Origin of the sequence: Brevibacterium ihuae, assembly GCF_900184225.1 — a bacterium.
In the GTDB taxonomy this organism is placed as follows: domain Bacteria; phylum Actinomycetota; class Actinomycetes; order Actinomycetales; family Brevibacteriaceae; genus Brevibacterium; species Brevibacterium ihuae.
The window spans coordinates 1153940-1177805 of the sequence record NZ_FXWZ01000003.1 but is presented as its reverse complement, the minus strand read 5'-3'; the positions used below and the strand labels follow the sequence as shown (position 1 = coordinate 1177805).

The following is a 23866-nucleotide window of genomic DNA, read 5'->3' as shown; positions in this document are numbered from 1 at the left end:
ATTCAAATCGAGTCGCACACTGATTGAAGCCTGTGGGCGGCGACGCGCAGGCGCGAGCGCCTCGGCCCCGATCGTTGAAGCGTCAACGCACCGATTTCGGGAATGTCGTCCACCCGGCGTTCACCGACGGCATGGCAGGCCCGCTTGTCGGACGAACCCGCCGGTGACAGCGTTGTGGACGTGGTCGCGATCACTGCTCGCGGCCCGTTGCGAAACGGAATCCATACGAAAGGTTCGAGACTCATGCGCACAGTACAGACTGCACACTCCTCCACCCGCCCCCTCCTCCAGCGGATCGGCGTCCTCGGAGCCGCCGGCGCCGTCGCGGTCACCGGATTCGGGTTCGGGGCCGACGCGATCGGTCTCGGCACCGCACCCGTCGCCGCCGCAGAGGCCTCCGGCACGCAGAGTCCGTCCTACGTGGCGATCGACCAGTTCCAGGGCCAGCCCACCCAGGACGCTGACTGCGGCCCCACCTCCGCGGTCATCGCGATGCTCGCCGAGGGATACCAACCGCAGGGCTACGACCAGGGGCCGCGCGCTGCGATCGAGACCGCCCGCGGACAGACCGGACTCGCCTCGGGACCGACCGTGGAAGCCCACATGGTCAGCATCCTCGACGCGCAGGGCGTTCCGGCGAATGCCGACACCGACTTTACCGGCGCCCTCGACGAGGTGCGCGACGGCAAGTCCGCGATCATCACCGGCTACATGGACGCGCTCCCCTACGTCTACGACTACCGGGCCGCCCAGGGCGTCAACCCGCACATCGTCCACGCCGTGGTCATCACCGACTACGACTCCGCCGACGGCACATTCCGCATCCTCGACCCGAACACCGGAGTCGATGCGCGGGCCACCGCCGGCCAGCTCGAGACCTTCCAGGGCAGCCTGTCCCCGGCCGAGCAGCACCAGACCGTCGTCGGCTGAGCACCGCGGCCGTTCCCAGCACCTCTCGGAGCACACGACCGGCACCGCCGCAGTCATCGCCGACTGCGGCGGTGTCGTGCTGGGTGCTCCCGCCCGCGGGGCCCGCCGGTGCTCGCCCGGCGTCTGCGGTGCACCGCGCGTCGTCTGGGACGATGGTCCCGTGGAGAGAATTGTGGAGTGGTGGGATTGCCACCAGGTCACCCTCTATCTCGTGGCGATCGCCGTCGGGGCCGGGATCGGCCTCGGTCTGCCGGCGCAGGCGCCCGCACTCGCCCACGCGATCGAGCCCGCGCTCTTCCTGCTCCTCTTCGCCACCTTCGTGGGCATCCCGCTCATCACCGTCGGCCGGGCGCTGCGCGATGTCCGCTTCCTCCTCACGGTCCTCGTGGCGAACTTCCTCGTCGTCCCGATCATCGCCTTCGCGCTCTCCCGCGTCGTCACCGACGACCCCGGACTCGAGGCGGGCGTCCTCCTCGTCCTCCTCACCCCGTGCATCGACTACGTCATCGTGTTCACCGGTCTCGCGGGAGGCGCGCGCGACCGGCTCCTCGCCGCGGCCCCGCTGCTCATGCTCGTGCAGATGCTCCTCCTTCCGGCCTATCTCCTCGCATTCACCGGCGGCACCGCGGCGTCCGCGATCGACCTCGCTCCGTTCGGCCGGGCATTCCTCGTCCTCATCGTCCTGCCCCTCGGGGCGGCAGCCGCCGTGCAGGCCCTGGCGCGGCGGCACCGGGCGGCTCGGGTGGCGACCGACGCCTCGGGGGCGCTCATGGTGCCGCTGATGATGGTGACCCTCGTCGTCGTCATCGGCTCGCAGATCGCGGCGGTCGGCGGGCAGATCACCGCGGTGCTCCGTGTCGTTCCCCTCTATGCGGTCTTCCTCGTCCTCGCAGTGGGGGTTGGGCTGCTCGCCGCGCGCAGCGCCCGCCTCGACGTGCCCGGTGCGCGCGCCGTGGTCTTCTCGACCGCCACCCGGAACTCGCTCGTCGTCCTGCCGCTCGCCCTCGCCATGCCCGCGGAACTCGCCCTCGCTCCGCTCGCGGTCGTCGCGCAGACGCTCGTCGAGCTCCTCGGCATGGTGCTCCTGGTCCGACTGGTGCCGGTGCTCGTGCCGCACCGCCCGGGTGGGATCAGGGCGACCGGACCCCACTGAGCAGGTCGGCTCTCCTCCGCTAGCGTGGATCCCATGCTGACCCCCACACCTCGCGCCCGCCGCTTCCGCTCGATGATCACCACCCCGCAGCCCGAGGCTACCGACGCCGGGGTCGAGGTGCTCGCCGCGGGCGGCAACGCCGTGGACGCCGCGATCGCCGCGGCCATGGTCCAGGGCGTCGTCGACCCGCTCATGTGCGGGATCGGCGGGATGGCCGACATGCAGATCGTCACCCCGGACGGCACCCGCCACATCATCGACGGCCTCGGCACGAGCCCGGCCGGGGTGCGCCCGGACATGTGGGAGGCCGACCTGCTGGGTCCCACCACGGACGGCTTCGGCTACCGGGTGGCGGGCTTCGTCAACGAGACCGGCGCCCAATCGGTGATGACGCCGGGCACCCTGCGCGCCTTCGGCCGCCTCCACGCACGGTTCGGCTCGCTGCTGTGGGCCGATCTCTTCGCCGCGGCGATCCGGCTGGCCCGCGAGGGATGGCTCGTCCGCCCCCACACGTACACCGTGCTCACCCAGAACGAGCGCCGCTACGGGCGGATGAACATGGGCGAGAAGCTCGCGATCACGCCTGATGGCCGCCGCATCTATCTGGGCGAGGGCGGCAGCTTCCCGAGCGTCGGCGACACGATCATCAACCCGGAGCTCGCCGACACCCTCATCCACCTCCGCGATCACGGCGCGGAGGCGCTGTACACCGGTGAGCTCGCCACGGCGGTCGCCGATTCGGTGGCCGCCGACGGCGGATTCCTCACCGCCGCGGACCTCGCCGACTACGAGCTCCACGAGCCCGCACCGCTCTCCGCGAGCTACCGGGGCCTCACCGTCTCCGCCGCCCCGGCACCGGCCGGCGGGGTCCAGCTGCTCCAGACGCTGGGCATCATGGACCGGTTCGACCTCTCCGCACTCGAGCACAACAGCCCCGAGCACATCCGGATCCTCGCCGAGGCGATGAAGACCTCGCTGCGGGACAAGGAGCGGCTGTGGAACGAGGCCGATGCCTCACCGGAGGACTTCGCGGCCCTCCTCACCGCCGACTCCCTCGACGCGGCGGCCCGGGCCGTGCGCTCCGGGGAGAAGGCCGACGTCGACGCCGCCCGGCCGCAGGTCTCATCCCACGAATCCCGGCACACCACGCACCTCTGCGCGGCCGACGAGTCGGGGCTGACGATCTCCCTCACCCACACGCTCGGCAACCCGTCGGGCTACATCCCGGCGGGCACCGGTTTCGTGCTCAACGGCGGCATGAGCACCTTCGATCCGCGGCCGGGCCACGTGAACTCGATCCAGCCGGGCAAGCGCCGCAACACGACGATGGCCCCGGTCGTCGTCATGTCCGGCGATGAGCCGGTGGTGGCGATCGGCGCACCGGGCGCTTCGTGGATCACCCCGGCGGTGGCCCAGGGGATCTCGAACATCCTCGACTTCGGGATGAACGCGCAGGAGGCGGTCATGGCACCGCGCGTGGTCGCCACCTCGAACGCGATCGACATCTCCAACCGGATCCCGCGGCGCGTGCAGACCGCGGTGGAGGACATGGGCTACGAGGTGCGGCGCTCAGCGCTGTCCTACGCCTTCGCCGGCGTGCATGCACTCACCCGGTTCGAGGGGACGCTGGCCGGCGGCGCCGACCCGCAGCGCGACGGGTACGCCTCGGGCGTGTGAGCAGGTCAGCGCTCGCCGAGCGCTCTGTACCCGCCGGCGGTGCGCGGCGCCGCACACGGTCCGCGGCGCCGCGTCGCGAACCTCAGCCCAGGTCGAGAAATCCGCTGAGATCGGCGAAGGCCTCGCGGACGACGGTGTAGTGCGCCCAGCGACCGCGCTGTTCCCGGGTGAGCAGGCCGGCGTCGACGAGCTTCTTGAGGTGGTGGCTCACCGTGGGCTGGCTGATGCCGAGCTCGTCGAGGAGATCGCACGCGCACACCGCATCGCAGCCCTGCGCGGCGATCCGGGAGAGCAGGCGCAGCCGCGTCGGATCCGCGAGCGCCTTGAGCTTCACCGCCATGTGCTCGGCGTGCTGGGCATCGAGCGGCGAGTCCGAGAGCGAGCAGCAGGGGGTGCTCTCCGACCGGGAGGAGCGTGCCGGTCCGCTCGGATCCGCGGACCGGGGACCCGTGGCATGGGCGGTCGCTGCAGTCATGCCGATATCATACATTGACGCCTGTCGATCCGCCGGAGTACTCTCTCATCGACAGCCATCGATATGAGGAGAACGTCCCGATGAGCGCGACCCACACCCGGCCCCGGTCGGATTCCGCGACGGTGGCCGGCGAGATGTCGTTCCTCGATCGCTGGCTGCCGGCATGGATCCTCCTCGCGATGGTCGCCGGACTGCTGCTCGGCCGGTTCGCCCCGGGACTCGGCGCTGCGCTCGACGCGGTGAAGATCGGGCAGGTCTCGGTCCCGATCGCGCTCGGACTGCTCGTCATGATGTACCCCGTGCTCGCCAAGGTCCGCTACGACGAGACCCACCGCGTCACCGGCGACCGCACGCTCCTCGTCCTCTCCCTCGTGCTCAACTGGGTCGTCGGCCCGGCGCTGATGTTCGTCCTCGCGTGGATCTTCCTCGCCGACCTCCCCGAGTACCGCACCGGGCTCATCATCGTCGGCCTCGCCCGCTGCATCGCCATGGTCCTCATCTGGAACGATCTGGCCTGCGGGGATCGGGAGGCCGCAGCGGTGCTCGTCGCGATCAACTCGGTCTTCCAGGTCATCGCGTTCGGGGCGCTCGGCTGGTTCTATCTGCAGCTCCTGCCGTCGTGGCTGGGCCTGCCGACGACCTCGGCGGAGTTCTCGTTCTGGGCGATCGTCGTCTCGGTCCTCGTGTTCCTCGGCATCCCGCTCGTCGCGGGGTTCCTCACCCGAGTCGTCGGCGAACGGGCCCGAGGACGCGAGTGGTACGAGGAGCGCTTCCTGCCGAAGCTCGGGCCGTGGGCCCTCTACGGCCTCCTCTTCACCATCGTGCTGCTGTTCGCCCTCCAGGGGGAGGCGATCACCTCGCGCCCGTGGGATGTCGCTCGCATCGCACTGCCGCTCCTCGTCTACTTCGTCGTGATGTTCGGGGTCGCACTGCTCGCGGCGAAGGCCGTGGGCCTGGACTACGCGCGGTCGACGACCGTCGCCTTCACCGCCTCGGGCAACAACTTCGAGCTCGCCATCGCGGTGGCGATCGGCACCTTCGGAGTCACCTCGGGGCAGGCCCTCGCCGGGGTCGTCGGCCCGCTCATCGAGGTCCCCGTGCTCGTCGCCCTCGTCTACGTCTCGCTCTGGGCCGGCCGGAGGCTGTTCCCGAACGACCCCACCTATCCCGGCCGTCCGCTCACCTCGGAGGAGTCCCGATGACCACCGCAGCATCGCGCCCCAGCGTCCTGTTCGTCTGCGTCCACAACGCCGGCCGCTCGCAGATGGCGGCGGGCTACCTCGAATCGCTCGGAGCGGGGCGGATCGAGGTGCGCTCCGCCGGCTCCGAGCCGGCAGACCGGCTCAATCCGGTCGCCGTCGAGGCGATGGCCGAGGAGGGCATCGACATCACCGCCTCCGCTCCCACCGTGCTCACCCCGGATGCCGTGCAGGCCTCCGACGTCGTCATCACCATGGGCTGCGGGGATGCCTGCCCGATCTTCCCCGGCAAGCGCTACGAGGACTGGTCGCTCGAGGACCCCGCCGGCCAGGGCATCAACGCGGTGCGCCGGATCCGCGACGAGATCCGCTCCCGGGTCGAGGCGCTCGTCGCCGGGCTCCTCGACGGGCAGGCACCTGTGCAGTCCTCGACGATCACCGGTCCGACGGACCCGCCGGACCGCAGCTCTCGATGAGAGGGATGACCTTGACCACCGAACCCATCGACCCGAACTCCGGCCGCGGGTGCAGCGGCCGGCGCGAGCACCGACGCCACACCGCTCGATACCGCTGTCCTCGGTCGCATCGCCGTGGAGCTCACCGCCGAATATGCGGGGAAGTTCTCCGCGGAGACCATCGAGCGCTGCGTCTTCGAGTCCTACACGACGCTGTCGCGCACGGCGAAGATCCGCACCCACCTCGCCTCACTCGCCGGCCGTTTCGCCGACGACCGCCTGCGCGCCCTCGCCCTGTCGCAGGGCACCATCACCACTGATGTTCCCCAGGTGCTCTTCGTCTGCGTGCACAACGTGGGCCGCTCGCAGATCGCCTCAGCGCTCCTCGCCCATCGCGCCGGCGCCGGGGTCGAGGTGCGTTCGGCCGGGTCGCTGCCCGGCTCCGAGGTGCACCCGCTCGTCGTCGAGGTGCTCGGCGAGCGCGGCGTCGACGTGTCCGGTGCGTTCCCCAAGCCCCTCACCGACGACGTGGTGCGTGCCGCGGACTACGTCATCACCATGGGCTGCGGCGATGCCTGTCCGATCTACCCGGGCAAGCACTACCTCGACTGGGAGCTCGCCGACCCGAGTACGGAGGACCTGCGCGGCGTCCGCGCGATCACCGACGAGATCGACGAGCGGGTGGAGCGACTGTGGTCGGAGATCAGCGGCGGGCCGGGCTGAGCTCCGCACCAGCGCTCCGAGCGCGTCACGCTGTGGTCGCGCCGAGCACCACGAGCACGAATCCCGCGAGTTGCAGCGTCCCGCGGACGGCCTGGAACAGATCCCACCGGCGACGCATGTGGATGAAGGACTCGGGGGCCTCGACCATCCTGCGGGTACGTTCGTTGATGGGGACATTGCCGGCGATGGTGACGACGAGCGCCACCGTGAAGGTGATTGCGGCAACGATGAACCAGGTCGAAGAATCTCGCGCAGCGGCGACACCGGCGAGGATCGGAACGGCGGTCATTCCGATGGGCATGACCCGGCCGAAGGTCGTCAGCAAGCCCTTCTCCATGATGAACTGCCCGTCTTCGGGAAGTCGGCGGATAACGGGGTGGACGAGGACGACGGAGGCGAACTCCGCGCATCCGACGAATCCGGAGGCGAGGAGCAGTGCCGCAATGAGGACATCCATGCGGGCGCGACCTTTCAGGAGAGTGTTATGTGAACATCGTTCACTTTACGCATGTTACACTTCGGATGTGAACACCGTTAACTACTCGACGTCGCGGGCCACCTATCGGCATGGCGATCTGCGGAGGACGCTCATCGGGATCGGCGTGGAGCTCGCCGCGGACGGGGGGCCGGACGCGGTGGTCCTCCGTGAGGCCGCTCGCCGGGCGGGAGTGTCCGCCTCAGCGGCGTACCGCCATTTCGCGAACCAGAAGGAGCTCCTTGCGGAGGTGCGCAACGAGGTTCTCGATCTGCTCGCCCGGAGCATCGGTTCTGCTGTCGATCGCCTGCCCGACGCTGCGAGCGCGCGCGAGCGGCTCGCGGCGGCCGGGCACGCGTACTTCGATTTCGCGGTGCACCACCGCGACCACTTCGCGTGCCTCATCGATGCGGTGCCGCTGGGCAGCGCCACGGTGAGCACGAGCCACGAGGACCCGCTGACACTGCTCCGTGCGCTCGTCACGGCCGCCCGCGCCGATGCGAGCGCCGTCGCGCCGCAGGGAAGGTGCGACGGCGCGACGATCCACAGCGAGATGCGCCCGGACACGGTCGACGACGATCACGCTGATCCGGACACCGTCGATCCGGACCTCGTCGCACTGTGGGCCCCGATCCACGGCGCTGCAGTCCTCTGCAGCGTCGGTGCGCTCAGCCGGCTGCCGTCGAGTTCCCACGCGGCATGCTTCGAAGCCACCCTTGCCACGGCGCTCCGGGGATTCCTCGGTCCGCGGCACTGACGCCGGGCTGGTCACACCCCGGCGGCGCAGCCGTCCCGCTGCGGGTCCGCCCCGCCGGCGAGCACCCCATCGAACCGGGTGATCGCGTGCACGGCGGCGAAGGCGTGGCTCAGCGGTGAGCGCCGCACGTCGTACCCCCGCGCCTCGAGCGCCGACTGCACGCGGCGCGGGATCCGGTTGGAAATGTCGATGGCATTCGACGTCGCGACGATCCGCGGAGCCATCGCCGCCTCCTGCGCAGTCATCCCGAAGTCGAGGATGTTCGAGATCCCCTGTGCCACTGCCGGGGTGATCCAGGAGGCACCGGGAGCACCGATGGCGATGACCGGCTCGGTGCCGTCGAACACGATGGTCGGGCACATCGTCGTCGGGCGGCGACTCCCCGGCACGATCGAGTTCGAGCGGCCGGGCCGCGGATCGAAGATGCTCATCCCGCCGTTGAGCATGAACCCGGTGCCCGACGGGATGTATCCCGAGGGGTTGCCGAGCGAGTGGGTCATCGTCACGGTCAGGCCGGCGGCGTCGACCACCCCGAGGTGCGTGGTGTCGCGGGGATCGCTTGCCTCGACGGGCGGTCTGAGCGCCTCGAGATCAAGCCGCTCACCTGCGCGGATGTGATCGGCCGCGGCGGCGAGGGACTCCTCGGCCAGGAGGCGGGAATGGTCGTCGGGCCCCGTATCCGGGTCGGCCCACAGCCTCTCCTTGTCGAGCAGCGCGCGCTTCATCGCCTCGACGAGGATCCGGATGTGCTCGGGCCCGTTGTGATCGAGCGCGCCGACGTCGAAGCGGTCGAGGATGCCGAGGGTCTCGAGCATCTGCACCCCGCCGGCCGGTGCCGGCGGCACGGAGACCCGCAGACCGCGGTAGTCGTGGGTGAGCGGGTCGAGCGACCGCACGACGTATCCGGCGAGATCGGCCGTGCGGAGGAACCCGCCGTCGCTCTCGATCGAGGCGGCCACCGCGGAGGCGAGCTCGCCCCGGTAGAGGTCCTCGGCTCCCCGGCCGCTGATGTGGATGAGGGTGTCGGCGAGCTCCGGATTGCGGATCGTGTCGCCGATCATGGGGTAGGCGCCGTCGGGACCGAGGTAGATCCGACGGCCGTCGGCGGTGAGCCCGAGCTTCTCGCCGATGTTCATCCGCCCGTACTTCCGCTCGTCCTGGTGGAACATCGTCGAGGTGTGCGGACGGACCACCCACCCGTCGCGAGCACAGCGGATGGCGGGGGCGACCAGGTCGGCCCACGGCAGGGACCCGAACCGGGCGTGGAGCTCGCCGTAGGCGCGCCGCGCGCCGGGTGTGAGGACCGCCTGGGCGCCCGCCTCGTTGACGAAGCCTGCCACCCGGTAGCCGAAGCCGTCGGTGGTGAGGCCGAGGTACCGGCCGGCCCACATGTCCTCGGAGACTCCCTGCGGGCTCGTGCCGAGCCCGTCGAGGACGTGCGCCCGGCCGTCCGGAGTGGCCACCTGGATGATCGCCATGCCGCCGATCCCGCACATGAGCGGGTCGACCACACCCTGGACCAGAGCCGCGGCGACCGCGGCGTCGACGGCGTTGCCGCCGGCCGCAAGCACCTCGGCGCCGGCGTCGGTGGCCTCCGGCTGCGGGGTGACGATCATGGAGCGGTGCTGCGGGATGCGGGGCGACGGTGCCTTCATCGTTTCAGGGTAGCGGCGGCGGAGCGATGTGGGGAGGGGGCGGCGGGACGCGCCGGAGCCCGCCGCACCGGCCCGTTCGAACCCGCCGCCCGCGGCCCGACGCCCTGCTCGCCCCGGGCGCCCGATTGATAGGACTTCGACCATGTCTCCCACCTCGCGCCCGGTCGAAGCGCTGGCGCGGGGACTCAAGCTCCTCGAGGCGCTCTCCCGCGCCGAATCCGGCACGATGACGAACAGCCAGCTGGTGCGCAGCACCGGCCTCGCCCCCTCCACGGTGTCCCGCCTGGCCAGCACCCTCATGGAGCTCGGCTATCTGCGCACCGATCCGCTGTCCGGCGCCTATGCGCTCACCCCGAAGAACCTCCGCCTCGGCTATTCGGTGCTCGCGAACATGCCCTTCATCGGCCGCACCCAGGCCGAGCTCGCCGACCTCACCGAGGCCACCGGCCTGACCTCCGCGCTCGCCGTGCCGGACGGTGTGCACGCGACGTTCGTGTCGACCGCCCAGGCCCGCGGAACCGATGCCGTCCCGCTCGCCGTGGGCGGGCGCCTGCCGCTGTCGAGCACCGCGACCGGCTGGTGCCTGCTCGCCAATCTCCGCGGACCCGTCGACGGCCAGGCTCTCGCCGCAGTGGAGAACGACATGCGGCAGCGCGGCACCGACCCCGCAGCGCTGCGCCGGACCCTCGAGGCGATCGATCCGCGGCTGGTCCGCAGCCACGGGACATGGAAGCAGGACTTCGTCGGCTTCGCCGCCCCGGTGAAGTCCGGGCGCGAGATCTACGCACTCACCCTCATCGGCACCGCCCACGCGGGATTCGACGAGGAGACCGTCGTCGCGCACGTCCTCCGCACCGCCGAACGCATCACCGACTAGGCCGCCCGTCCCCGCCCTGACCGCCCCCTGAAGCCCTCCGTTCCGCACAGCAGAACAGGCTTCCATCCTGCGGAAACCCCTTCTGTGACGACAGGCACATCCGCGACCCTCCGGTCGATACCATCGAAGACCAGCAGGGCCGGGCACCGACACCCGCCCCAGGAACTCGACGAGGAGCTCATGAGCACGATCTTCGCGGTGGACGCACCGGGCCGCCCGGCCGACCGACGGCAGGTCCCGACCCCGGAGCCCTCCGGGCACGAGGTGCTCCTGCGGGTGATCGCCTCCGGCGTGTGCCACACCGACACCCACCTCCAGGAGGGCGGATACGACCTCGGCTCCCGCGGCTTCCTCGAGATGACGAGCCGCGGCATCGACTACCCCGCGGTGTTCGGCCACGAGGTCGTCGGGGAGGTCGTCGCCGTGGGCCCGGAGGCCGGCGGCATCGCCGTGGGCGACGTCCGGCTCGTGTACCCGTGGCTCGGCTGCGGCGAGTGCCCCCGCTGCCGCGCCGGCCAGGAGAACTACTGCCCGCACAGCCGCGCTCTGGGCGTCTACGCCTCGGGGGGCTTCGCCGAGCACATCACCGTCCCCGACCCGCGGTACCTCCTCGACATCGGCGACCTGCGGCCCGAGGCGGCCGCGACCCTCGCCTGCTCCGGCGTCACCGCGTACTCCGCGGTGTCCAAGGCGACCGTCTACACCGACCCCGACGATCCGGTCGTCGTCATCGGCGCCGGCGGGGTCGGCCTCATGGGAATCGCGATGCTCAAAGCCCTCGGGCACCGGAACATCGTCGCCGCCGACACGAACCCGGCCAGCCTCGACATCGCCGCCGGCATGGGGGCGACCGCCACAGTCGACACCTCCGGCCCGGACGCCGCCGCGCGGGTCTCCGAGGCCTGCGGGGGCCCGGCTCCGGCCGCCGTCGACTTCGTCAACACCGGGGACACCGTGGAGATCGCGTTCGAGGTGCTCGGCAAGGGCGGCACGCTCGTCCAGGTCGGGCTGTTCGGGGGTGAGTTCCGCCTGCCCACGGTGATGATGCCGCTCAAGATCCTCAGCCTCCAGGGCAGCTTCGTCGGGTCGCTCGCCGAACTCGCCGAGGTCGTCGAGCTCGCCCGCGCCGGCACGCTCCCCACCGTGCCCCTCATCCCCGGAGAGCTCTCCGCCGACGGCGTCAACGCCGGTTTCGACGGACTCCGCCGGGGCATCGTGCGCGGCCGCATGGTGCTCACCCCGGGCAGACCCGCATCCCCTGTTCCCCAGGACTCCTGACCCGCGCATTCCCGCCACCCGGTGCGCAGCCCGCCGCGCCGACCACCACGACCTCGCACCACCTCACCATCACCGAAGGACACACCATGACGATCAGTCACCACCCCCGCACCCGCGCAGCCGTCGCCGTCTCCGCGTTCTCCGCCCTCGCGCTCACCCTCACCGCCTGCGCCGGCAGCGCGGGCAGCGGATCCGGGGGCGGCGAGCGCGGCGAGGGCTATGCGTTCGGCGCCTCCCAGGAGGAGATCTCCGCCGCCATCGAGGACCTCGAACCGGTGACGGTCGACTACCAGATCCCCGCCACCTCGATGCAGTCCCCGCAGTCCCCCATGGGCACCCACTTCAAGGAGGCCGTCGAGGAGATGTCCGACGGCAAGATCACCGTGGAGCTCCAGTGGAACCAGTCGATCGCCTCCTACGACGAGCTCCACAACGCCCTGGCCGACGGCCGCGTCGACATGGCCTTCACCCTGCCCTCCTACGACCCGGCCAGGTTCCCCGCCTTCAACGCCCTCAACCAGATCCTCGCCGGCGACGAGTCGACCCCTGTCGTGGGCGAGCTCGTCACCAACCTCGCGGCCGCGGAGCTGTCGTGGAACTCCCCGGAGATCCTCGCCGAGTACGAGGAGAACGACGTCACCCCGTTCGTGCCCGTCATGGCGTCGGGCGAGTACTACACCGTGTGCACCGATCCCGCGACGGACCTCGATGCCTGGCAGGGGCTGCAGGTGCGCGTCGGCTCTCCCGCGGCCTCCGACATGGTGAGCCACGTGGGCGGCTCCCCGGTGTCGATCGCCGGCGTCGAGGCCTACGAGGCGCTCCAGCGCGGCACGATCGACTGCTCGCTCGCCGTGCTCTCCGACGTGGTCCAGGGCGGATTCTTCGAGGTCGCTCCCAACCTCGGCTACACGACGTCGACGAGCTTCCCCCGCGTGTCCGGGGCGATCCTCACCGGCACCGACGTCGAGCAGATGCCGCTGGCCTACCAGCAGATCCTGTTCGACAGCTTCTCCGCGTACTTCCACGGCCAGCAGGTCGCGAACATCAACGCCAAGGCCGAGGCCGTCGTCGCGGCCAAGGACCAGGGAGTCGGCATCGAGGAGGCCGCCGAGGACCTCCAGGCCGAGGTCAACTCCTTCGCCGACGGCAAGCGCCAAGAGGTCGCCGACTCCGGCATCATCGGCGACGACATCCTCGACCGGATGGCGACCGTTCGCGAGGAGTGGACCACCGAGGTCGAGGAGCTCGGGTTCTCCGATGGCGGATCACTCGCGGACATGGACGAGTGGTACGACATGGACACCGACTTCCGGCCTCTCGGCGACGCCTTCATGGAGAAGACGATGATGGACCACCGCCCCAGCTGATCGTGAGCGGGCAGCACGCACACGAACGGCCCGAGGCATTCGCCTCGGGCCGTTCTGCTTTCGCTCATCACCTGACGGTGCTCACCTCGGTGTCACTCGGTGGGCCGGTGGTCGAGCGCTCCGGTGTTCTCGTAGACGTCCTTGGCGTACGCCGACCAGTCGTCGTCGGCGCTGTACCACTCGTCCATCTCCTCCATCGTGCCCTCGTCCTCGTACCCGAGGTCGGCGACCCGCTGGGTCCACTTGTCGGTGAGATCCGCGATCTGCTCCTTGATGTCCTCGGGCAGGTGACCGTCCTCGATCGAGCCGTCCTGGAGCTCGATGAGGAAGTTCCCGAGCTCGTCCTGGAACGCGTCGTCGAACTCCGCGATCGTCCCGTCGACGCTCGCGAGGTCGGTGACGTGGACGGCGTTGGAGTCGACGTAGCTCTGCGTCGAGCCGCTCACCAGCGTTCCGCCCTGATCGAAGATGATCTGCTGGTAGGCGAGCGGCAGGTCGTTGAACTTCTGTCCGGCGAGGTAGGTCGCGGAGAACCGCGGCCAGTTCGCCTTCGTCGAGTACGCGAGATGCGGAGCGGCCTCGTAGATGCCGCTGATCTCCTTCGCGCTCATCGGCGACAGGTCGCAGTCGACCGTGCGCCGCTGCAGCGCCTCGAACGCCTCGGTGAACTCGAGGCTCGTCGGCACCGCCCCGAAGTGCTCGAGCGACTGGCTCTGCGGGGCGCTGCCGGCACGCACCTGCTTGCCCTTGAGGGTGTCGGCAGTGTTGATCTCCGAGTTGCAGTTGAGCGAGTAGGCGCCGTTGGCGAGGATCGGGGTGATGACGGTGACGCCCTCGCCCTCGTAGCGATCGAGCAGCGCCTGGTCGTTCCAGCCGATCTCGGATCCGACGGCGTTCGCCACCATCTCACCGACCAGGGGCGAGTACGGGACGCTGCCCAGCGCGGTGCCGATCGCACTGGCCTCGGGGAAGCGCTGCGGTTCGTAGGACACGAGGTGGTAGGAGATGTCCACGCGGCCGTCCGCCACGGCGTCGACCGCCTCGGGGTAGCCCGCGACGGCCATGCCCCAGATGACCTCGATCTCGATCTGCCCGTTCGAGGCCTCCTCGATCGCGCGCTTGTAGTCCATCGTGCGACGGCCTGAGACCGAGTTCTCCGCCGGCGCACCGGACTGGACGGTCAACGTCACCGGTTCGAGGTCGGCGATGGCCTCGTTGATCTCCTCCTGCGAGGCGCCGTACTCGTAGCCCTCACCGCCGCCATCTCCGCCGCCGCCGCCGGAGCCGGCGCTGCCGGCACAGCCGGAGACGGTGAGCAGCGCAGTGGCGAGAACACTGCCGGCGAGGAGCTTGGTGTTGCGTGTGGCGAGCGCTCGGCTCGCTCCCGTGCGGATCCTCAAAACGTCGTCGTCCCTTCTCGAAGCGGCCGCCCCGCCCCGGTGGACGGGGTCGAACCGTGGTGCTTCACGCGTAGCCGTGGGAGAGCGGGCGACGTCGCCCGGGTCGCACCCCGCGTCGGCATGTGTGACGGGTATCACCATCGATACCGTGTGCTGAGCGTAGACCGGAGCGGTGGGCAAGTCCAGATCAGACGTTCGATATGTGAACACTTCGTGACCTGCGAGCGATTGTCGACGGCAGCGGACGGGGGCCGGTCAACAGCCGCGGATTCGGGTTGTGGACCCATCCGCGATACGCTGGAGGAACTTGCGAACCCGTCACTCGGGTTCCCTGCGTCGTCAGGACTCCTCTGTCTCAGGAACCGTGTCCGTTCCCGGTTCGTCTTTCTGAAGCTTCTTCCTCGCGGCGATCGAGAGCACCGTCCGGTGCTCCCGCCACCAGTCGGACCCGAGGCCTGACGCGCCGCAGCGCGCGGTCGCCTCGGCCCGGCACTGTGAAAGGCTCCGCCATCACTCGTACACCGAACTCCTCCTCGTCCTCCGTGCGCTCGCGCAATCGCCGTCGCCCGCGGCGGGCCACCCGCCCCCAGGGCGCCCCCGGAGCCCAGCGCACCGAGACCGCTCGCGATCGGCAGCAGACCGCGGCGTCCGCTCCGACGAGCGCCGCCGGCCCCGTCACCTTCGCGGAGCTCGGGGTTCCCGCTCGCATCGTCGACGCGCTTGCCGCCGACGGCAAGACCGAGGCCTTCCCGATCCAGCAGGACACCCTGCCCGACACCCTCGCCGGCCGTGACGTGCTGGGCCGCGGCAAGACCGGCTCCGGCAAGACCCTCGCGTTCTCCATCCCGATGGTCACGCGCCTCGCGGACGAGTCGAGCAGCTCCGCCCGCCGGCCGCAGCGCCCGCGCGGGATGGTGCTCGCTCCCACCCGTGAGCTCGCCACGCAGATCGATGCGGTGCTCAAGCCGCTCGCGGCGACCTACGGCATGCGGACCGCGACGATCTTCGGCGGAGTGAGCGCCGGCAAGCAGATCAACGCGCTGAAGAACGGGGTCGACATCATCGTCGCCTGCCCCGGCCGCCTCGAGGACCTGCTCCAGCAGCGGGTGCTCACGCTCGACGACGTCGAGATCACCGTGCTCGACGAGGCCGACCACATGGCCGACCTCGGCTTCCTCCCCGGTGTCACCCGCCTGCTCCAGAAGACGCCGAGAGGAGGGCAGCGGATGTTCTTCTCCGCGACCCTCGACAACGGCGTGGACGTCCTGGTCAAGCGCTTCCTCAGCAATGAGATCTTCCACTCGGTCGATGACCCGACCTCGCACGTGTCGGCGATGACCCACCACGTGTTCGAGGTCGAGAACGAGGACAAGAAGCCGCTCATCGCCAAACTCGCCTCAGGCACCGGCAAGCGGATCCTCTTCACCCGGACCAAGCACCAGGCCAAGCGGCTCGCCCGGCAGCTGACGAATCAGGGCATCCCGGCCCGGGACCTCCACGGCGACCTGTCGCAGAACCAGCGCGACCGGAACCTCGGCGCCTTCGGCAGCGGAGAGGTGCGCGTCCTCGTCGCCACCGACGTCGCCGCCCGCGGGGTGCACGTCGACTCCGTCGAGCTCGTCGTGCACGTCGACCCGCCGGCCGAGCACAAGGCGTACCTCCACCGCTCCGGCCGCACCGCGCGCGCCGGCAGCGCCGGCGACGTCGTCACCGTCATGCTCCCCGAGCAGCGCAAGGACACGAAGGATCTCCTGCGGAAGGCCGCGGTCAAGGTCCAACCGGTCAGCGTGACCGCGGAATCCGACGAGGTGACCCGGCTGGTCGGGACGATCGCGCCGCACGTCGAGCCCGCACCTCGGGCCCCGCAGCAGCAGGGACAGGGCCGGGGCCGTTCGGGCGGCCGGTCCGGTTCGCGCGGCCAGGGGTCGAGCGGACGCCCGAGCAGCCAGGGCCGAGGTTCCGGCGGCGGACGCCGCAGGAGCGGCCGATCGGGCCGGGGCGGCAGCAGAGGCTGAGCCGGGGAGGCCCATTACGACGTCGGCGAATCTCCCTCGTCGGAAGACTTGAGCAACTTCTCCAACTTATCGATCAGGGCTTCCGCTTCTTCCGCTACTGGAAGGCCGCTCACGCGATCTCTGAGCTGGTCGATCGGAGAGGCCGGAATTCCTGCCTCCCAGGACTCTACCCACGAGTTCCGCTCGAAACCGCTCCCGCTCGCAAAGATCAGATACTCGACCTCGTCGCGGCGAATGGGATCGCCGAACTCCTTCTCGAGTTCACCGGCCCACGTATCCAGGCACCTCAGGTACTTTCGATAGCTCTCTGTGTGCCACCACACCACGGTGAGGGGACAGTCCTCGACATGTTCGCGGAACCAGCGTTGAACGACCGCGTCCATCACGGGTGTTGATTCCTTGCGGTCGGCCTGCGCGGTGACGAAATAGATGTACTTCGTCCCGAACGCAGGGCCGAGGTACTTGAGAAACGAGCCCGATCGCTTGCGTCGGTCGGCGATCAGTTCGAACGCTGAGAGACCCCCGTACTGCTGAGCAGCCTGGGCGACTTCGTAGAGCTCGGTCTTTGCCTCCGGTCGGGAGAGAATCCGGTGTGTCCGGTACGGCCCATAGCCGACCGTGCCGTAGCCCCAAAGCATGGCGAGAAGGAACACGTGGACAGCGGTCTCCTCGTTCTCGATATCAGGCGCGACGTCGACCACCTGGTCCCGATTGAGGCGGTTCGTATCGAGGCCACGAAGAAATGCTTCGTGGTCCGACAACCGCCCGACCCAGGCATCCGTATTCCACTGGGAGGCGATCTGAGTCGGGCGGCCATGTCCTGACCATTGTGTGTACGCGGTCTTCAACGCAGTCGGAATCGTCATGCAGACACATTAACGCCTCAGATCACAAATGCGCCGATTCTCGGTGAGAAGACCACGTGGAACACTTCGCCGAACGCACGGTCGAATCCGAATCCTAGCGAACCCGGCCCGCGTCGACTGCACTACACGAAGACTAGGACACCGCGCGGGATCGGTGCCGACCAGCGCAGAGGGCGGATCGGGTGCCGAATCCCCCGACCCGGGCTCAGCAGGACACCGGGCTCAGCCGACGACCTCGGAGCTGAGCGTCACCGGGGTGTTCCACGGGTCGAGGACCCGGACGGCGGCGCCGTCGTCCTGGAAGTCGATGCGGCGGTCGCGCAGGCGATCGGCGACCGCCTCCACCGAGGTGCGGTCCGGCAGCGCGATGCGCACGTCGCCCAGACCCAGACTCGCGGCCCGCGGGCCCGCGCCTCGGCTGTTCCAGATGTTCATCGCCATGTGGTGGTGGTATCCGCCGGCGGAGACGAACAGGGCGCCGGGCATCATCAGGGTCTGCTCGAACCCGAGGGTCTCGACGTAGAACTGCTTCGCGGTGCGAATGTCGCCGACCTGCAGGTGGACGTGGCCCACCTCTGCCGCAGCGTTCTCGATCCCGGTTCCGCCCGGCGTCCCGGGGCCGGTATTCGTCAGGTGCATGCGCAGATACTCGTTCGGATCGAGATGGATCGTGTCCATCGCCACCTGGTCACCGGTCCACGTCCAGTCCTTGCGCGGACGGTCCCAGTAGAGCTCGATCCCGTTGCCCTCCGGATCGGTGAAGTAGAAGGCCTCGCTGACGAGGTGGTCGGAGCTGCCGACGAAGGCCGAGCGCGGGTGGCGGGCAGCGGAGAGCACGGTGGCGGCGAGCTCGGCCTGGGTCGGGAAGAGGATCGCGGTGTGGAAGAGCCCCGCATCGTGGCGGGACGCGGACGGGAGGCCCGGCCGGTGCTCGAGAACGACGAGCGGTGTCGTGCCGCGCCCGAGGACGGACATCGCCGGAGCGTCCGAGGCGGCATGGTGCCGGGTGTCGGTGAGCTCCACGAGGCCGAGTGCATCGCGGTAGTACGCGGTCATCGCCCCCAGATCGCCGACGGCGAGGGTGACGACGTCCATCCGGAGGTCGTCGGGCAGCAGTTCGCCCGTCGTCCGGCGGTGCTCGTCCCGGGTCACGTCGATCGTGGGCCGCTGGCGGGTCGCGGTCTGGTCGGTCATCATCTTCCCTCTCGAGCGCGACGGGAGTCGTGGTCGGGAGATCGCCGCGCCATATAGTCCAACATTCAACTACATGAGAGCATTCCCGGCAACCGGGGTGATTCCGGAAGCGGGTCAGTAGGACCGGGGCAGGCCGAGCACCTTCGTGCCGAGGTAGTTGAGAACCATCTCCTGGCTCACCGGAGCGATGCGCATGAGTCGGACCTCACGGAGGTAGCGCCCGACGTGGTACTCCTCCGAGTACCCCATCCCGCCGTGCACTTGGAGCGCCCGGTCAGCGGCCTCGTACCCGGCCTCCGCGCACAGGTACTTCGCGGTGTTCGCCGCGCGACCGCTCGGCAGGCCCTGATCGTAGGTCCAGGTGGCCTTGCGCAGGGCGAGTTCCGCGGCATCGAGCTTCGCCAGAGCGTCGGCCAGCGGGAACTGGATCCCTGGTTCATGCCGATGGGGCGATCGAAGACCACCCGCTCCTTGGCGTAAACGGTCGCCTTAGCGAGCGCCGCCCGCCCGATGCCCAGCGCCTCTGCTGCGATGAGCATCCGCTCCGGATTGAGCCCATCGAGGATGTAGGTGAATCCCTTGCCCTCCTCGCCCACCCGGTGGGATTCGGGGATGACGAGGTCGTCGATGACGAGTTCGTTCGAGGTCACCGCATTGCGGCCGATCTTCGGAATCGGGCGGATCGAGACCTTGTCCCGGTCGAGGTCGGTGAAGAACAGGGTGAGCCCGTCCGTCGGACGCTCGACCTCACTGCGCGGTGTGGTGCGCGTGAGCAGGAGGATCTTCTCCGACTCCACGGCCTTCGAGATCCACACCTTGCGACCACGCACCACGTAATCGGATCCGCGCCGGGTCGCGAAGGTCGTGATCCGGGTGGTGTCGAGACCCGCGTCCGGCTCGGTCACGCCGAAGCACACGTGGAGATCGCCGGAAGCCACGCGCGGCAGATTCTCCTGCTTGAGCTCATCGGAACCGTGCACGATGACCGGGTGCATGCCGAAGATCGTCATGTGCACGGAGCTCGCGGCATTCATCGCACCCCCGCCGGCAGCGATCTCCTCGAGGAGGAGCGTGGCCTCGGTGATGCCGAGTCCCCCGCCGCCGTACTCCTCCGGCGTGGTGATCCCCAGCCATCCGTGCGAGGCCAGGTGGTCGTAGAACTCCTGCGGGAACTCCTTGTCCCGGTCCTTCTGCGCCCAGTACTCATCGTCGAAGGCGGAGACGATCTCCCGCGCTCCGCGGCGCACGTCGACCTGCTCCTCGGTGAGTCCGAATTCCATGACTGCTCCCTCGATCTGGGTGTCCGTCATTCAACGGTACCGGGGCAGGAGACCGGCCGCCGGGCTTCACCTGCGGAGAATGTCCCGGGATCGAGCCGATCATGGGACGTCTTCCGCAGGTGAAGCCCCCTACACCCGCAGCACTCGTCCTGCGGCCTACCTCGGCATGTTCGCGAAGCGGCTCCGCGCGCCCTGGAAGGCGACCTTGATGTCGCCGGTCGGCCCGTTGCGGTGCTTGGCGACGATGATGTCGGCCTCGCCGGCGTGCGGGGATTCCTTGTCGTACATGTCCTCCCGGTGGATGAGGAGCACCATGTCCGCGTCCTGCTCGATCGATCCCGATTCGCGGAGGTCGGAGATCATCGGTCGCTTGTCGGTGCGCTGCTCGGAGGACCGGTTGAGCTGCGACAGCGCGATGACCGGCACCTCGAGCTCCTTGGCCAGCAGCTTGAGTGAGCGCGAGAACTCCGAGACCTCCTGCTGACGCGATTCGACGCGCTTGCCCGAGCTCATGAGCTGGAGGTAGTCGATGACGACCATCTGCAGATCGTGCTGCTGCTTGAGCCGTCGGCACTTGGCGCGGATCTCGGTGAGCGCCATGTTCGGGGAGTCGTCGATGAACAGCGGCGCCTCGTTGATCCGCGCCATCGTCGACGCGAGCGTCGTCCAGTCCTGCGGGGTGAGCTCGCCGCGGCGCAGGTCCTGCAGCTTGATGCTCGACTCCGCACTGAGCAGGCGCATCGTCAGCTCGATGCGCCCCATCTCGAGCGAGAAGATCACCGTCGTCTGATTCGAGTGGATCGCCGCCGAGCGCACCATGTCGAGCGCCAGCGTCGACTTGCCCACGCCGGGGCGCGCGGCGATGACGATCATCTGCCCCGGGTGGAGTCCGTTGGTCAGCTGGTCGAACTCGGTGAAGCCGGTCGGCACCCCGGCGGTATCGCCCTCGTGGTCCCCGGACCGCTCGATCTCCTGGGCGGTGGTCTCGAGGATCTCCTTGAGGAGCACGTAGTCCTCTGCCGTGCGCCGTTCGGTGACCTGGTAGATCTCCGACTGGGCGCGGTTGACGAGCTCATCGGTGTCGCCTTCGGCGTCGTAGCCCATCTGCACGATCCGGGTGCCGGCCTCCACGAGACGGCGCAGCAATGCGCGTTCGCGGACGATCGTGCCGTAGAAGCCGGCGTTCGCCGCCGTCGGCACCGAGGACATCAGGGTGTGGAGATAGGCCGCACCGCCGATCCGCGCGAGCGCGCCCGCCTTCGACAGGGAGTTCGCGACGGTCACGGCGTCGGCAGGCTCGCCGCGGGCATAGAGGTCGAGGATGCACTCGTAGATCGTCTCGTGCGCCGGCTTGTAGAAGTCCTCACCGCGCATGCCCTCGACGACGTCGGCGATCGCGTCCTTCGACAGGAGCATCGCGCCGAGCACGCTCTGTTCGGCCTCGAGGTCCTGCGGGGGCGTCCGCAGTCCGCCCTCGGCCCGCTGCCAGTCGTTCGATTCGCTCATCGTCCCCATCCCGCGCACTGCTCGATCCGCCGGCGTCCCACCGGCCAGACAACTCTATCGCGCACCGGGGACGCGGGCGGTCTCACCAGCGTCAGCCGACCGACCCCGGACGGCACCACGCCACGGGCCGGCGACGCTCTCACGTCACCGGCCCGCGCCTCGGGAGCGGATTCCCGGGCCGGCGGCCTCGGGATCCCGGGAGATCACTCCCATTCGGCCGAATCCGGGTCGACCCCGTGCGCTCGCGCATTCGCCTCGACGGCCTCGCGCAGCCAGGCCGCCAGCCCGGTCTCACGCGCATCGTAGTGCTCGCGGAAGCGCGGGTCCTCGGTGTAGCCCCGGGCGATGAGCACGTGCTTCGCATGGCTCGCCTCGAACCACTGCCCGATCGAGGCGCGGTGCCTCTCAGCGAGGTCGTTCGCCTCCTCGGACCCGGGGGTCGTCCCGGAGCGGAACGCGCCGGCGAGGTCGGCCTCGAGCGCCTCGGCCTCCTCCTTGACCCGCTCCCAGTCGGAGCGGTCCATCTGCGCCTTGCGCGCCTCGGACTCGGCCCATTCGTCGGTACCGCCCCAGCGCTCCTCGGCCTCGTAGTGCCACTTCGGGTCCCAGTTCGAGCCGAGGACCTCGGCCTGCTGCTCAGGGGTGAGCTTCTTCCCCATGGTTTCCACCTCCATCATCTGTTCGACCGCAGACTTCATGGCCTGCAGGCGGGCGATCCGATCGGCGAGGAGATCACGCTGGTCACGCAGCTGCTCGGCCACATCGGCGTCCGAGGCGTCGAGCATGCCACCGATCCGCTCGAGACCCATCCCGAGCTCCCGGTAGACGAGCACCTGCTGCAGCCGAGCGATGTCCGTCCGCCCGTACAGCCGGTAGCCGGCCCAGGTCCGGGCGCTCGGGCGCACGAGCCCCAGCGAATCCCAGTGATGGAGTGTCCGCACGCTCACCCCCACGAGCTCGGCCGTCCTTCCGACGGTGAGCCCGTCCCCGGCAGGTTCGCCGGGCCCGAGGTGATCCGCTGCTTCCGGCATCACTGCAATCGTTCTCCTTCGATCGTCGTCCACGGAATCACTGTCGTACCTCACGGCGCGTGAGGGTCAAGCGGGTGGGTGCGACGGGGTCAGCCGGAACTGTCGTCCCGATCCCGCTCCCGAGGTCATCGACGTGCCGCCTGCCCCTCAGATCCGCGGGAGCACGAGGGTGATCGCGTGGATGACGAGGCCGACGAGCGCACCGATGACCGTGCCGTTGATCCGGATGTACTGGAGGTCGCGGCCGACGTAGAGCTCGATCCGGTCCGAGGCCTCGCGCGCGTCCCAGCCGGCGATCGTGTCGGAGATGACGCTCGCGAGCTCGGGACCGAACGATTCGGCGAGGTCGCCGGCGGCGGTCGCGATCCTCTCGTCCATCGACCGGGCGAACTCGACGTCGTCGACCATCCGCTCGGCGATCCGGGCGAGCAGCTGCCGGATCCGGCCGTGCACCTCGCCGTCGGACTCGAGGACGGCTCCGCGCAGCAGCCGCTTGAGCGAGGCCCAGATCTCGAGCACCGAGTGGACGACGCCCTCCTGCCGGAGCAGATCGTCCAGCACCCCCTCGGCCCGCTCGGCGATCGAGGTGTCGGTCTTGAGCGCCTCGGCGAGCTCGAGCAGCCAGCGATCGAGCGCCTGCCGGGCCTTGTGGTACGGGTTGTCGCGCACCTCGGCGACCCACCCCAGCACCTCTTTCCGGAGCCGGTTGGACACCGTGTCGTTGAGGAAGCTCGGCACCCAGTCCGGTGCCTTCTGCGCGACGATCTCGTCGATGACCCGGGGGTTGTTCGACAGCCAGATGTAGGCCTCGCCCACGACGAGGTCGACGAGCCGGTGGTGCGCCCCGTCCTGCACGATCTCCTGGAGCAGCCGGCCGAGCACCGGGGCCTTGTGAGTGGAGACGAGCTTGGGGACGAGCACGTTGCGGGTGATCCCCTCGATCGCGTCGTCATCGACCCGCTTGAGCACGTACTCGAGGCCCTGGCCGGCGCGCTCGACGACGATCGTCTGGTTCTTCTCCTGCGCGAGCCAGTTCCCGGCCCGCCGCGTGATCTCGGCCTTCCGCAGCTTGGGCGCGACGGTGTGCGACTTGAGGAAGTTCACCGCGACGAAGTTCGACAGGCTCTCCCCGAGGACGTCCTTCTTCCGCGGGATGATCGCGGTGTGCGGGATCTTGAGCCCGAGCGGGTGGCGGAACAGCGCGGTCACCGCGAACCAGTCGGCGATCGCGCCGATCATCGCCGCCTCCGAGGCGCGCGCGACGAAGCCCCACACGCCCGTGCTGTCGGTGAACAGGTGGGTGAGGAGGAAGATCACCGCGGCGAGGACGAGCAGCCCGGTCGCGAGCCTGCGCATGTTCCGCAGGCCGACGGCCCGGTCACGGTCCTCCGGGGACGTCATCGCGCCCGGGGACACGGCGGCGGGACCGTTCGGCGGAGCCGCTGCGGGAGTCATGGCGCTCGTCGGGTTCGCACTCATGGTCGCCATTCTTCCACGGCAGCGTCAGATGGGTATAAGGGACAGGTCCGGGAGAACCTGCCCTGCGACGGGAC

21 protein-coding genes and 1 pseudogene are annotated in these 23866 nt (G+C 69.6%); 11 read left to right on the top strand and 11 right to left on the bottom strand.

Features of this window, described 5'->3' with window-relative positions; genetic code table 11:
- Window positions 1-2 precede the first annotated feature (2 nt).
- Entirely contained in the window at window positions 3-245 is a 243-nt protein-coding gene (locus C1A17_RS14240; protein WP_180953300.1) for a hypothetical protein, read from the bottom strand.
- Between C1A17_RS14240 and C1A17_RS10575 the strand changes: the two genes are divergently transcribed.
- The 3 genes from C1A17_RS10575 to C1A17_RS10565 all read left to right on the top strand — a co-directional run bounded on the left by C1A17_RS10575 (window position 244) and on the right by C1A17_RS10565 (window position 3760).
- A complete protein-coding gene (locus C1A17_RS10575) occupies window positions 244-930 on the top strand; it encodes a cysteine peptidase family C39 domain-containing protein (RefSeq protein WP_101652931.1) in 687 nt (228 codons plus the stop codon). The two genes, C1A17_RS14240 and C1A17_RS10575, sit on opposite strands and share 2 nt — an antisense overlap.
- 160 nt (window positions 931-1090) lie before the next feature.
- Window positions 1091-2083, top strand: a complete 993-nt coding sequence (locus C1A17_RS10570; RefSeq protein ID WP_245873692.1) for an arsenic resistance protein — start codon at window positions 1091-1093, stop codon at window positions 2081-2083.
- 33 nt (window positions 2084-2116) lie between these two features.
- Window positions 2117-3760 (top strand): gamma-glutamyltransferase family protein, encoded by a 1644-nt coding sequence (locus tag C1A17_RS10565; RefSeq protein ID WP_101652929.1) that lies wholly within the window; start codon window positions 2117-2119, stop codon window positions 3758-3760.
- Between the two features lie 82 nt (window positions 3761-3842).
- On the opposite strand, the gene C1A17_RS10560 is transcribed toward C1A17_RS10565, so the two are convergent.
- Window positions 3843-4235, bottom strand: a complete 393-nt coding sequence (locus C1A17_RS10560) for an ArsR/SmtB family transcription factor (RefSeq protein WP_101652928.1) — start codon at window positions 4233-4235, stop codon at window positions 3843-3845.
- Between the two features lie 80 nt (window positions 4236-4315).
- Between C1A17_RS10560 and arsB the strand changes: the two genes are divergently transcribed.
- From arsB to C1A17_RS10545, 3 genes are all read left to right on the top strand, one after another.
- Window positions 4316-5437, top strand: coding sequence for an ACR3 family arsenite efflux transporter (gene arsB, locus C1A17_RS10555; protein WP_101652927.1), 1122 nt, complete (start codon window positions 4316-4318; stop codon window positions 5435-5437).
- Window positions 5434-5910, top strand: coding sequence for an arsenate reductase ArsC (locus C1A17_RS10550; RefSeq protein WP_101652926.1), 477 nt, complete (start codon window positions 5434-5436; stop codon window positions 5908-5910). The genes arsB and C1A17_RS10550 overlap by 4 nt, the downstream gene beginning before the upstream one ends.
- A 108-nt stretch (window positions 5911-6018) precedes the next feature.
- Window positions 6019-6612 carry an arsenate reductase/protein-tyrosine-phosphatase family protein gene (locus C1A17_RS10545; protein WP_101652925.1) on the top strand — a complete coding sequence of 198 codons (594 nt, stop codon included), beginning with the start codon at window positions 6019-6021 and terminating at the stop codon, window positions 6610-6612.
- Window positions 6613-6637: 25 nt separating this feature from the next.
- Here the strand turns inward: C1A17_RS10545 and C1A17_RS10540 are convergent, their stop codons facing one another.
- Entirely contained in the window at window positions 6638-7069 is a 432-nt protein-coding gene (locus C1A17_RS10540) for an anthrone oxygenase family protein (RefSeq protein ID WP_101652924.1), read from the bottom strand.
- 67 nt (window positions 7070-7136) lie between these two features.
- Between C1A17_RS10540 and C1A17_RS14235 the strand changes: the two genes are divergently transcribed.
- Entirely contained in the window at window positions 7137-7844 is a 708-nt protein-coding gene (locus C1A17_RS14235; RefSeq protein ID WP_245873688.1) for a TetR/AcrR family transcriptional regulator, read from the top strand.
- Between the two features lie 11 nt (window positions 7845-7855).
- On the opposite strand, the gene C1A17_RS10530 is transcribed toward C1A17_RS14235, so the two are convergent.
- Window positions 7856-9499: a gamma-glutamyltransferase family protein gene (locus C1A17_RS10530; protein ID WP_219618277.1), complete on the bottom strand. Its 1644-nt coding sequence runs from the start codon at window positions 9497-9499 to the stop codon at window positions 7856-7858.
- A 142-nt stretch (window positions 9500-9641) separates the two neighbouring features.
- On the opposite strand from C1A17_RS10530, the gene C1A17_RS10525 reads away from it, so the two are divergent.
- The 3 genes from C1A17_RS10525 (at window position 9642) to C1A17_RS10515 (ending at window position 13021) form a co-directional block, all read left to right on the top strand.
- On the top strand, window positions 9642-10376 hold the full coding sequence (locus C1A17_RS10525; RefSeq protein WP_101652922.1) for an IclR family transcriptional regulator: 735 nt from the start codon (window positions 9642-9644) through the stop codon (window positions 10374-10376).
- A 180-nt stretch (window positions 10377-10556) separates the two neighbouring features.
- A complete protein-coding gene (locus C1A17_RS10520) occupies window positions 10557-11654 on the top strand; it encodes an alcohol dehydrogenase (protein ID WP_101652921.1) in 1098 nt (365 codons plus the stop codon).
- 86 nt (window positions 11655-11740) lie between these two features.
- Entirely contained in the window at window positions 11741-13021 is a 1281-nt protein-coding gene (locus tag C1A17_RS10515) for a type 2 periplasmic-binding domain-containing protein (protein WP_101652920.1), read from the top strand.
- Between the two features lie 92 nt (window positions 13022-13113).
- Here the strand turns inward: C1A17_RS10515 and C1A17_RS10510 are convergent, their stop codons facing one another.
- Window positions 13114-14421, bottom strand: coding sequence for a type 2 periplasmic-binding domain-containing protein (locus C1A17_RS10510; protein ID WP_180953298.1), 1308 nt, complete (start codon window positions 14419-14421; stop codon window positions 13114-13116).
- 707 nt (window positions 14422-15128) lie between these two features.
- Between C1A17_RS10510 and C1A17_RS10505 the strand changes: the two genes are divergently transcribed.
- Window positions 15129-16436: a DEAD/DEAH box helicase gene (locus C1A17_RS10505; RefSeq protein WP_425427320.1), complete on the top strand. Its 1308-nt coding sequence runs from the start codon at window positions 15129-15131 to the stop codon at window positions 16434-16436.
- 14 nt (window positions 16437-16450) lie between these two features.
- Here the strand turns inward: C1A17_RS10505 and C1A17_RS10500 are convergent, their stop codons facing one another.
- The 6 genes and pseudogenes from C1A17_RS10500 to C1A17_RS10475 form a co-directional block, all read right to left on the bottom strand.
- Complete coding sequence (locus C1A17_RS10500) at window positions 16451-17302, bottom strand: 8-oxoguanine DNA glycosylase OGG fold protein (RefSeq protein WP_101652917.1); 852 nt, start codon at window positions 17300-17302, stop codon at window positions 16451-16453.
- 222 nt (window positions 17303-17524) lie between these two features.
- The gene (locus C1A17_RS10495) at window positions 17525-18496 is read right to left on the bottom strand and encodes a VOC family protein (protein WP_101652916.1); all 972 of its coding nucleotides are present in this window, start codon (window positions 18494-18496) and stop codon (window positions 17525-17527) included.
- 114 nt (window positions 18497-18610) lie between these two features.
- Window positions 18611-19776, bottom strand: a pseudogene (locus C1A17_RS10490) (acyl-CoA dehydrogenase family protein).
- A gap of 156 nt (window positions 19777-19932) precedes the next feature.
- Window positions 19933-21282: a replicative DNA helicase gene (gene dnaB / locus C1A17_RS10485; protein WP_180953297.1), complete on the bottom strand. Its 1350-nt coding sequence runs from the start codon at window positions 21280-21282 to the stop codon at window positions 19933-19935.
- Between the two features lie 203 nt (window positions 21283-21485).
- Window positions 21486-22313, bottom strand: a complete 828-nt coding sequence (locus C1A17_RS10480) for a MerR family transcriptional regulator (protein WP_101652914.1) — start codon at window positions 22311-22313, stop codon at window positions 21486-21488.
- Between the two features lie 147 nt (window positions 22314-22460).
- Window positions 22461-23792 carry a DUF445 domain-containing protein gene (locus C1A17_RS10475; RefSeq protein WP_245873686.1) on the bottom strand — a complete coding sequence of 444 codons (1332 nt, stop codon included), beginning with the start codon at window positions 23790-23792 and terminating at the stop codon, window positions 22461-22463.
- Window positions 23793-23866 lie beyond the last annotated feature (74 nt).